This window comes from Bradyrhizobium sp. P5_C12, from assembly GCF_054049735.1.
This window is the reverse complement of sequence record NZ_JBFULU010000099.1, coordinates 1-6550: the sequence shown is the minus strand read 5'-3', so window position 1 is coordinate 6550 and position 6550 is coordinate 1. Positions and strand designations below refer to the sequence as shown.

Here is a 6550-nt window from a genome sequence, read left to right as displayed (position 1 = left end):
GTGCAATATAGCCCGTACAACCAAAGAGAGACGAGCACCAGAACAAGCGGACCAATCGAGCTTTTCGCGAACTCGGTTGGATCGAGAATCTTCAGCAAGAAAATCAAGGCAAAACATAGAACTCCAGCAGCCGCAAAGCCTCGCGCTCGTAACCGCCAAACTCGGACTTCCTCCGAAATAGTCATCCCTCCTCATTAGGGTTACGTACGCTCTCGCACCTAACTGGCTCTGCGGCTTTCGTCCTCGAACTGGGGACGACTGAGATGTCTCGTGAGCCGCCCTTCAGCGCCCCATCCGCGCCGTCTGGCGATCGGGGCCAACAGCAGGCAGGCCAGGTTCAACGCAATCAGCGCGATCAGTAGATAGAGGCCGAAAAACACGAAAATGCAGGACGCGCCCCCAACGATAAGGACGAGCAGAACAGTGGGCGGGATTCTGAGGCGAAACATGCTCGCCATGGTAACACAACGTCGCCTAGGTTCGCGCCTCTCCAGGAATAAGGTTTGCAGACCGTTTAAGTCTGCTGTTGGCCCTTAGCGGTCATCGCCGCGTTTCCAAACGACAACCGCTTCTATCTCGAAGCGGACACCGTCCTCGAGCGCGCGGGACGACGGCAGCATGCCGTCAACGCCGTACACCCGCTCCATGATCTGGTCCCTGAGGGTTTCGTAGATTTTCCGGGCTCCCATTCGCCCGGCGCGACGCCTCATCTGGACCATTCAATACCCGCCGAAATCCATTAATCTCCTGTGCCAGTGTGCGGTGAAGCCGATCGAAATCCAAGCGGCTCTTTTCGAAATGGTCGCATCGCTCCCCTTCCAAAGTCAGCTTTTCGTGCTGGCCGTCTTGTCGAGCGCGGCACGCAGGCCGTTGGCAAGCTTGATCGCGTCGTCGTTGGCCCAGAAGTGCATGAAGAAGAGGCGCGGCTGTTCGTCCAGCATGTGGCTATGGAGAGCCGTCACGGCGATGCCATGCGATCGCAGCGCCTTGATCACGGGGTTCACCTCGCCGCTGGTCATGACGAAATCGCCGGTGATGGCCGCCTTGCCGCCGCCGGTCGGTTGAAAGTTGATGGCGGTTGCGACGCCCAGTGGACCGACGGGGCTCAACTGCATCCCTTCTTCGGTCACCGGATCGCGGCGTGGAACGTTGAACTGATAGACGCCGCCGTTGGCCTGCCCCTTGACGCCGATGATGTGGTCGAGTTGCGCAGTATCGAGAGCGACGGCAGGTGGAGGGGCCGCCGGAGCCACTGCCGACAGCGGCGTCTTGCTTTCGGCAAGCCCATCCCGGATGGCTGCCGCGATCTTGACCGGATCGCCATGCCCGGCCACGTGCATATAGAACGTCGCCGGGCTCGCGCCGAGCAGATGGTTGTGAACGGCGGTGATCTCGAGCCCATCTGCGATCATCTTCGCCATCACAGGATTGATCTCGGACTCCAGCAGCACGAGGTCGCCCATCGCCATGACGCCGCCATGCGCGGGCTTGAACGCGACCCAGCCGCCAAGCGCGAGTGCCGGCTTGATGGTTACGCTGTCAAGCGTTACCGTCAGGTCGGTGCGCGGAAAGCCGTAGCGATGGACGTCGCCGGTGACGGCCGCCTTTCGGCCCAGTGTCTCATCGACCTTCTGCCAATCGGCATCTTGCGCATGAGCGGTTGCGACGAATAGTTCGGTGAACGCTCGCCCATCGACCATCTGAACGCTTGCGCTCGTCGCGAACAAGCAGGCGCCGATGCCCATCAGCGCCGAGATTGTCTTTCGCATGGTTCTGCTCCCTTGAGCTGGCATTCCGGGCTGTCGAGCCGTCAGCGTCTCACTTTTGCTCTTTGACCTGGCCGCTGCTGTCGACGACCAGCCGCACCTCCTTGCCGTTCTTCACGGCCTTGGCGGTCGTCCCCTCGGCGGTCGACTTGATGTCGCTGACCTGCGAGTAGCCGGCCGCCTGGATCCTGGCGACGAGTTCTTCTTGTGTCAGCGCGTGTACAGTCGAGAGCCCGCCCGCGGTAGCCAGCAATAGGACGGTGCGAATGATTGTCCGTATTCGCATGATCGTTCTCCTGGTTGTGTCCCGGCCCCAGGTGAAGTCAGTTTCGCGATTGCCCCTCCATGGTGTCCACGAGGCACCACAGGACGCAGGCATCAACGCGCGTCGGCGCGGCCGCCGTGCCGATAAGTGGAGACAATCTGTCGAATGAAATCGAAATGTATGATGACATGCTGCGCCCTTGGTGATCAGGACGCGATTCTTGGGCATGTCGCCTCGCGAGGAGATCGCACATCCCCGGTACCCGGAATAGAAGCCGCGGGGGCGGAGCTGTCAACCGGCCGTGACGAGCGTCACGAAGAGTTCACCGTTCGAACGGAACCACGCCAACGACCGTCTTGAAACGTGAGCATCATCTCACGTAGACTTGCCGATGTGGGGACAAAGCAGACTCCCCGTGAGGCTTCGGTCCAAGCTCTGCGCAGCACGCCACTCGTGGAGCTTGCGCATGGACACCGAACGACACCCTTCCCCCCGACACATCGTCGCCATCCTCTCACGCGGAGACGCGGCCGCACGCCGGGACGCAACCGCGCAGAACAGCCGTTTCGTCCGCGTTTTCGAAGCACTCGCCGCTATCGGCATCGAAGCCCGGCCGGTCATCTACGACGAGACCTTCGCCGACGCCGTCCGCGATCAATTGCTCTCGGTCGGCGGTGTGCTCGTCTGGGTCGATCCGATCCATCAGGGCAAGACGCGCGCGGATCTCGATGCCCTGCTTCGCGACGTTGCGGCGCAAGGCCCGTGGGTGAGCGCGCATCCCGACATCATCCTGAAGATGGGCGTCAAGGAGGTGCTCTACCGAACGCGTCATCTCGGATGGGGCGCCGATACGCATCGCTATGACACCGCTGCGGCCTTCCGCGCCGAATTTGCGTCGCGCCTTCGGACCAACGGGCCCCGCGTGCTGAAGCAAAATCGGGGCAATGGAGGCCAAGGGGTCTGGAAGGTGGAGGCACTGCCCAACGCGGACAGCATGGTTCGGGTGCTCCACGCGCAACGCGGCAGCCTGCCCGAGGACATGCCGCTCGACGCCTTGCTCGCGCGATGCGAGCCCTATTTCGGCTGGGGCGGCTGCATCATCGACCAGGCCTTTCAACCCCGCCTGCCCGACGGAATGATCCGCTGCTATATGAGCGGATCCAAGGTCGCAGGCTTCGGGCACCAGCTGATCAAGGCCCTGATCCCGCCGCCGCCGGAAGGTGTGGACTCGCCCGAGGCCCAGCCGGGGCCGCGGATCATGCACGGACCCGACGCCTCGCAATTCCAGGCGCTCCGAAGATCGATGGAGGACATATGGACGCCGCAGATGATGGACACGCTCGGCATCGATGAGCGGTCGCTCCCGGTGATCTGGGACGCGGACTTCCTGTACGGGCCGCGCGATGCGGCGGGTAACGACACCTACGTCCTGTGCGAAATCAACGCGAGCTCTTGCTTCGCGATTCCCGACCAGGCCCCGGCGGCGATCGCACGGACGGTGATGCACCGACTTTCGGGGACCGGGTGAAGTCCCTGCCCGGTCTCACCGCTCGCCATCCCTTCAGCATCACAGGAAGCCGGTCGATATTCACAGTATGGCGCAAGCCCGCTGACCAGACCAGCGCGGTCCCAAAGCGATATTCGGTCGGTGGTCGCGTCACGCATTGGTCCGCTCTGAAAAAAGTCCATTATCGACGTAAACTTCGCCGGTGGATGCGGAATCAGAGAAATGAGCCGCATGTCCGATTTGGGCCATTCGCGTCGATTGGATCATGCTGCGAGGACGTCCGGTCCACCTCCAGCAGCAGACGCCAAGGCAAGCGTGGAGGCTGGACGCTGTGGGCCACAAGCGGACCTACGCTCAACGACCGACGCAGGATTTTTGCTTCCGGCAATCAGCAACGGAGGCGGGAAGCCGTCCATCTCGATGGCCAGCCGAGGGCTGTGCCGCCCCCGGCTGGTGCGCAACCATGCCGGCTACTTCGCGTCCTGCGCGGCGCGATACGCATCCGCCAGCTTTTTCTCGTCCTCCGCCGTCAGCTTCGGCGGCTCGACGGAGATCGTCACCTTGTTGATCTTGCCCGTGAACGTGAACGGGATTTGATAATCCCTATCATCCACCGGCGTGCCGGTTTTTGAGCCTACGTCGAAGGTTTCGTCAACTGGCAGAATCAGCGGCACCGTGCGCTCGATTTTCTTCGTCGAAACGACATTGCCATCCACGGTCAACGTTCCGGTGCCGCCACGGCCAATGCCGCTCATGTTGTTGAAGGCAAGCGTGGCGAAGCCGAGACCGTCGTACTTGAAGTCGAACACGATGGTGTGCTTGCCGGGCGAAAGCGCTTGCGGGCCTTCCCAGCGGACGCGGTCGAGACCGAGCAGGTTCCAGGTGAGGACGGGCTTGCCCTTCAGAAGGTACATCCCATAGCCGCCGAATCGCCCGCCTTCGGCGACGATCGAGCCCTCGCCGCCTCCCTGCGGCACGTCGACATCCGCCGTGATGGTGTAGGACGTGTTGAGGAGCTGCGGCGCCACCGGGTCGGGCAGACCGGTTATCGGCGTCGAATAGGTAAACACCTTCCGTCCCGCCGTCACCGAGGGACGCGCCGAAGCCAGTCGCGTCGCCGCCGAAGCATCCAGCGGCAGCACCTGATACTTGGCGAACTCGCCGAACATCAGGTCCCTCATCTCCTGCACTTTACGCGGATTGGCGGCTGCGACATCGGTGGTCTGCGACCAGTCCTTGCTCACATTATACAGTTCGAACTTGAAGGCGCTGGCCGGATCCTCGACCGCCTTGCCGGCCAGATCCCAGGGCGTACGGATCGGAATCGCGCTCAGCATCCAGCCATCATTGTACAGACCCTGCACGCCCATCATTTCGAAGTACTGGGTGCGGTGTCGCGTCGGGGCATCGGCGTTCGCCTTGTCGAAGGTGTAGGCCAGGCTGACGCCCTCGATCGGCTTTTGCCCGATGCCGTCCACCATGACGGGTGCGGGAATGCCGGTAGCCTCCAGGATCGTCGGCACCACGTCGATCACATGATGAAACTGCCAGCGAATGCCGCCCTTGTCGGTGATGCGCGCCGGCCAGGAGATCGCCATGCCGTTGCGCGTGCCGCCAAAGAATGACGGAATCTGCTTCGTCCACTTGAACGGCGAGTCGAACGCCCATGCCCACGGCACCGCGTAATGCGGGTACGTTTCGTTGCTGCCCCAGGCGTCGTAGAACTTCAGATTTTCGGCGACCGTCGGATTGATGCCGTTGAAGGGGACGAGCTCGGCGAACGTGCCGTTCACCGTTCCTTCCGCGCTCGCACCATTGTCGCCGCTGATGAAGATGATGAGCGTGTTGTCGAGCTTGCCCATATCCTGCACCTTCTGGACGACGCGGCCGATCTCGTGGTCGGTGTACATGAGATACGCGGCGTAAACGTCTGCCTGGCGGATAAACAGCTTCTTCTCGTCGGCCGACAGCACGTCCCACTTTTTCAGCAGATCATCAGGCCAGGCCGTCAATTTGGTGTCCTGAGGAACCACGCCGAGCTTCTTCTGGTTTGCGAGAATCTGATCGCGAAGATCGTTCCAGCCCTTGTCGAACAGGTGAAGATCCGTGGCCTTCTTGATCCATTCCGGTGTCGGGTGATGCGGCGCATGCGTGCCGCCCGGAACGTAGTACAGAAGGAATGGCATCGACGGGTCGATGGAGTTCAGTCTGTCAACCCAACTGATGGCCTCATCGGCCATGGCGGTGATCAGGTTCCACTCCGGACGCCCTGCAAATGGTGCGATCAGTGTCGTGTTGCGGAAGAGCATCGGCGTCCACTGGCTGCTGTCACCTCCCATGAAACCGTAGAAATATTCGAAACCCATTCCGGTCGGCCATTGGTCAAACGGGCCGGCTTGGCTGGTCTGGTAGGTCGGCGTGTTGTGATCCTTTCCGAACCACGAGGTGCGGTATCCGTTCTCCAGCAGAATGCGGCCGATCGTGGCGGTGTCCTTCGGAAGGACGCTGTTGTAGCCGGGAAATCCGGTGGCCTGCTCCGAGATCACGCCAAAGCCTTCCGAGTGATGGTTGCGGCCGGTGATGAGGGCGGCGCGCGTCGGCGAGCACAACGACGTGGTGTGGAAATTCGGGTAGCGCAGCCCGTTTGCCGCGATCCGATCCAAGGTCGGTGTCGGAATGACCCCGCCGAAGGTCGAAGGGGCGCTGAAACCGACGTCATCGGTCATGATCAGGAGGATGTTCGGCGCATCCTTCGGCGGCACCACACGCGCTGGCCAGGCCGCCTTCGACTGCAGGGCGTTCAGGTTGATCTCGCCCTGGAACGGCGCGGGCGGCGGCGGCAGATAGCGGCCATCGATCGTGGTCGTGGCGCTCGGCGAGCCGGGCGTCCCGGTGGTTTGCTGCTGGGCGAAGGCCCCCACCGCCGTCGAGCTCAACAACACGGCCGCCAACATCGCGACCGTACCGATCTGAAAGCTTGGCTTGGTCTTCATGGTCTGCTCCCTCCACTGC

The 6550-nt window shown here is 62.1% G+C and carries 5 protein-coding genes; 1 reads left to right on the top strand and 4 read right to left on the bottom strand.

Annotation, left to right across the window (positions count from 1 at the left end; all coding sequences use genetic code 11):
• The 3 genes from ACXJMY_RS37475 to ACXJMY_RS37465 all read right to left on the bottom strand — a co-directional run.
• The coding region (locus ACXJMY_RS37475; RefSeq protein ID WP_456624377.1) for a hypothetical protein at positions 1-185 on the bottom strand (185 nt) is incomplete at its 3' end.
• A gap of 639 nt (positions 186-824) precedes the next feature.
• Positions 825-1769 (bottom strand): DUF1259 domain-containing protein, encoded by a 945-nt coding sequence (locus ACXJMY_RS37470; protein ID WP_456624376.1) that lies wholly within the window; start codon positions 1767-1769, stop codon positions 825-827.
• A 49-nt stretch (positions 1770-1818) separates the two neighbouring features.
• Positions 1819-2052: a hypothetical protein gene (locus ACXJMY_RS37465; protein ID WP_456624375.1), complete on the bottom strand. Its 234-nt coding sequence runs from the start codon at positions 2050-2052 to the stop codon at positions 1819-1821.
• A 445-nt stretch (positions 2053-2497) separates the two neighbouring features.
• Here ACXJMY_RS37465 and ACXJMY_RS37460 point away from each other — a divergent pair, with 445 nt between their 5' ends.
• On the top strand, positions 2498-3559 hold the full coding sequence (locus ACXJMY_RS37460) for a Cj0069 family protein (RefSeq protein WP_456624374.1): 1062 nt from the start codon (positions 2498-2500) through the stop codon (positions 3557-3559).
• 449 nt (positions 3560-4008) lie between these two features.
• On the opposite strand, the gene ACXJMY_RS37455 is transcribed toward ACXJMY_RS37460, so the two are convergent.
• Positions 4009-6531, bottom strand: a complete 2523-nt coding sequence (locus ACXJMY_RS37455) for an arylsulfatase (RefSeq protein ID WP_456624373.1) — start codon at positions 6529-6531, stop codon at positions 4009-4011.
• Between the last annotated feature and the right edge of the window lie 19 nt (positions 6532-6550).

Coding starts and splice junctions, on each gene's coding strand:
- ACXJMY_RS37470 (WP_456624376.1), bottom strand. CDS start 1,769: ATGCGAAAGACAATCTCGGCGCTGATGGGCATCGGCGCCTGCTTGTTC.
- ACXJMY_RS37465 (WP_456624375.1), bottom strand. CDS start 2,052: ATGCGAATACGGACAATCATTCGCACCGTCCTATTGCTGGCTACCGCG.
- ACXJMY_RS37460 (WP_456624374.1), top strand. CDS start 2,498: ATGGACACCGAACGACACCCTTCCCCCCGACACATCGTCGCCATCCTC.
- ACXJMY_RS37455 (WP_456624373.1), bottom strand. CDS start 6,531: ATGAAGACCAAGCCAAGCTTTCAGATCGGTACGGTCGCGATGTTGGCG.